Origin of the sequence: Streptomyces niveiscabiei (genome assembly GCF_001419795.1) — a bacterium.
Classification (GTDB): Bacteria; Actinomycetota; Actinomycetes; order Streptomycetales; family Streptomycetaceae; genus Streptomyces; species Streptomyces niveiscabiei.
This window is the reverse complement of record NZ_LIRL01001169.1, coordinates 1-3,037: the sequence shown is the minus strand read 5'-3', so window position 1 is coordinate 3,037 and position 3,037 is coordinate 1. Positions and strand designations below refer to the sequence as shown.

Annotated in this window: 3 protein-coding genes; 2 read left to right on the top strand and 1 reads right to left on the bottom strand. The window is 69.1% G+C overall.

From position 1 onward, the window contains the following. Positions 1 to 1,010, bottom strand: a 1,010-nt coding sequence (locus AOK24_RS41595) for an extracellular catalytic domain type 1 short-chain-length polyhydroxyalkanoate depolymerase (RefSeq protein ID WP_420876729.1), incomplete at its 3' end; no start/stop codon positions are given. A gap of 245 nt (positions 1,011 to 1,255) precedes the next feature. Here AOK24_RS41595 and AOK24_RS41590 point away from each other — a divergent pair. Together AOK24_RS41590 and AOK24_RS41585 are read left to right on the top strand one after the other, a co-directional pair. Then, positions 1,256 to 2,224 carry a pectate lyase family protein gene (locus AOK24_RS41590; RefSeq protein ID WP_055725074.1) on the top strand — a complete coding sequence of 323 codons (969 nt, stop codon included), beginning with the start codon at positions 1,256 to 1,258 and terminating at the stop codon, positions 2,222 to 2,224. A gap of 149 nt (positions 2,225 to 2,373) precedes the next feature. After that, the coding region (locus AOK24_RS41585; RefSeq protein ID WP_055725076.1) for a pectate lyase at positions 2,374 to 3,037 on the top strand (664 nt) is incomplete at its 3' end.

The window sequence follows — 3,037 nt, the reverse complement described above, 5'->3', positions numbered from 1 at the left end:
GTGCCGGGGTCGGGGGTGAGGCCGAAGAAGGTGAGGACGCGGGCGCCCATGCCGGCGGCGTACACGTTGTGGCCGGTCTGGATGCTGATCGCCTCGACGGGGGCCTGGTTGCCGGTGGAGCCGTAGCGGGTGCGGGTCCAGCCGTTCGGCGAGTCGGTGGCGGACGGGGTCTGGGTCAGGCCGTGGACGTTGGTCCACTGCTTGATCTCCTCGCCGAAGTTGGGGTAGCGCAGGATGTCGTCCTGGGTGCCGTGCCACAGCTGCATGCGCGGCCGGGGGCCGGTGTAGCCGGGGTAGGCGCCGCGCACGAGGTCGCCCCACGCCTGCGGGGTGCGGATGATCGTGCCGTTCGCGCAGTCGCTGTTCCACTCGGAGCCGTTGGTGGTGGCGAAGCAGGCGAAGGGGACGCCCGCGAAGGCGGCGCCGGCCGCGAAGACGTCCGGGTAGTCGCCGAGCAGGACGTTCGTCATCATCGCGCCGGACGACATGCCGGTGACGAAGATCTTGCTCGTGTCCGCCGCGTAGTTGGCGACCGCCCAGTCGACCATCGACTTGATGCCGACGGGGTCGCTGCCGCCGCCGCGCTTGAGGGCCTGCGGCGAGGCGACGTCCCAGCACTTGCTGGCGCGGGTCACCGACGGGTACACGACGACGAAGCCGTACTGGTCGGCGAGGGACCGGTACTCGCTGCCGTTGTACATGTCGGTCGCGGAGCCGCCGCACCAGTGCACGGCGACGATGACCGCCGGGTGCGCGCTGACGTTGGCCGGGGCGTACGCCCACATGCGGAGGTTGCTGGGGTTGGCGCCGAAGCCGGTGACCTCGGTGAAGGTCGCGGGCGGCACGGGTGCGGCGGAGGCGGGCGGCGGGGCGAGGAACAGCGCCGCCAGCAGCACGGCGACCGCTGTGAGCGCCGAACGCAGCGCCGTGCGGGGGGTGTTGGGGCTGGACACGGGTCGGTCCCTTCTGGTCACGGCTCGGGGACGGGGCAGCGGGCACCCGAAACGCATGGTGGCATGGGCACGCCACCCCATGGAAGCGCTCCCACGGTTCTTTCGGGACTTTCGGAGCGGCTGGATCCGTTCTGCGCGAGGCGTTGACCAGAAAGCGCTTGCCCTCTACGTTCCGTTCAGTGATGTGACCGAGCCGCTCCCCAGTTCCGCCCAAAAGTCGCATCACGCCCAGAGCAGCGTTCAACATCACGTTTTTTGTTCAAGGACATGTACGTCCATGTCCTCGTGAAGGGACGCCCCCCATGCGTACGCATCCCCTGTCCCGCAGGACCGCACAGGCATCGCTGGCAGCGGCGCTGACCGCCGCGCTCGCCGTCACGCTCCCCCACCCCGCCGGGGCTGCGGACCCCTCGCCCGTCGGGTTCGGCGCCGGTACGACCGGCGGCGGCAGCGCCTCGGCGGTCACCGTCTCGACCCTGGCCGCGTTCAAGTCGGCCGTGACCGGCTCCACTTCGAAGGTCGTCCGCGTCAACGGCCTGATCACGCTGAGCGGTCAGGTCGACGTCGGGTCCAACACGACGGTCCTGGGCGTCGGTTCGTCGTCCGGGTTCACCGGTGGCGGCCTGCGGCTGAAGAACGTCACGAACGTCGTGATCCGCAATCTCGCCATCAGCAAGCCGCTGGCTCCCGCCGATGGCATCGAGGTGCAGCGCTCGACGAAGGTGTGGATCGACCACAACTCCTTCTCCGCCGACCGCGATCACGACAAGGACCACTACGACGGCCTGCTCGACATCAACCACGGCTCGGACTTCGTCACCGTGTCCTGGAACACCTTCAAGGACCACTTCAAGGGCTCGCTCGTCGGGCACAGCGACAAGAACTCCGCCGAGGACACCGGGCACTTGAGGGTGACGTACCACCACAACCTGTTCAGCAACGTGTACTCGCGGATCCCCAGCCTGCGGTTCGGGACCGGGCACTTCTACGACAACTACGTCACCGGCGCGGACACCGGCGTGCACTCGCGGATGGGTGCGCAGATGCTCGTCGAGAACAACGTCTTCCGGAACACGAAGATCGCGGTGACGACGAGCCAGAGCAGCGACGTCGACGGGTTCGCGAACCTGCGCGGCAACGACCTCGGGGGCGCGGCGACGGAGGTGTCGCGGACCGGGTCGTTCACGGCGCCGCCGTACGGGTACACGGCAGAGCCGGCGTCGTCGGTGGTGGCGTCGGTGTCGGCGGGCGCGGGGGTCGGGAAGCTCTGACGTCTCGTGCTCGGTGGCGGCTCCCGCTGCTCCGTGTCGGCCCTGGCTTCTCCGTGGCGGCTCCCCCGAAAGTTTCCCCCCGCAAGTTTCCCCACGAAGCGCCTCCGTGGCGGCGCTTCTCTCCCCAACAGGAAGAAGGCATACGGAACATGACCTCCTTAGCGCGCGCAGCGGGCGGTGGCCTCGCCGCCCTCTCGCTCTCGTTTGGCATGATCATGACCAGCGGCGCGGCGTCCCCCGTGCAGGCGGCGACCTGGCCGTCGGCCAACGGGAGCCAGGCCGTCACCTCGACGATCCCGGTCTCCGGCACCAAGGACTACGGGATGAAGCGGCTTTACGGCAGCGGCGACCTCGGTACCGGCGGGCAGAACGAGGACCAGGACCCGATCCTCGAACTCGCCGCCGGGGCCGTCCTGAAGAACGTCATCATCGGGGCGCCCGCCGCCGACGGCATCCACTGCAAGGGCGCCTGCACGCTCCAGAACGTCTGGTGGGAGGACGTCGGCGAGGACGCGGCGACCTTCCGGGGCTCGTCCTCCTCCAACGTCTACACCGTCTCCGGCGGCGGCGCGCGCTCCGCCAGCGACAAGGTGTTCCAGTTCAACGGCGCCGGGACGCTCAACGTGTCCAACTTCGCCGTCCAGAACTTCGGCACCTTCGTGCGGTCCTGCGGCAACTGCTCCACGCAGTACAAGCGGACGATCAACCTCAACACCATCGAGGCGACGTACTCGGGCGGGCGGCTCGTCGGCATCAACACCAACTACGGCGACAGCGCGACCCTGCGGCGCGTCACCGTCGTCGGCGACAGCG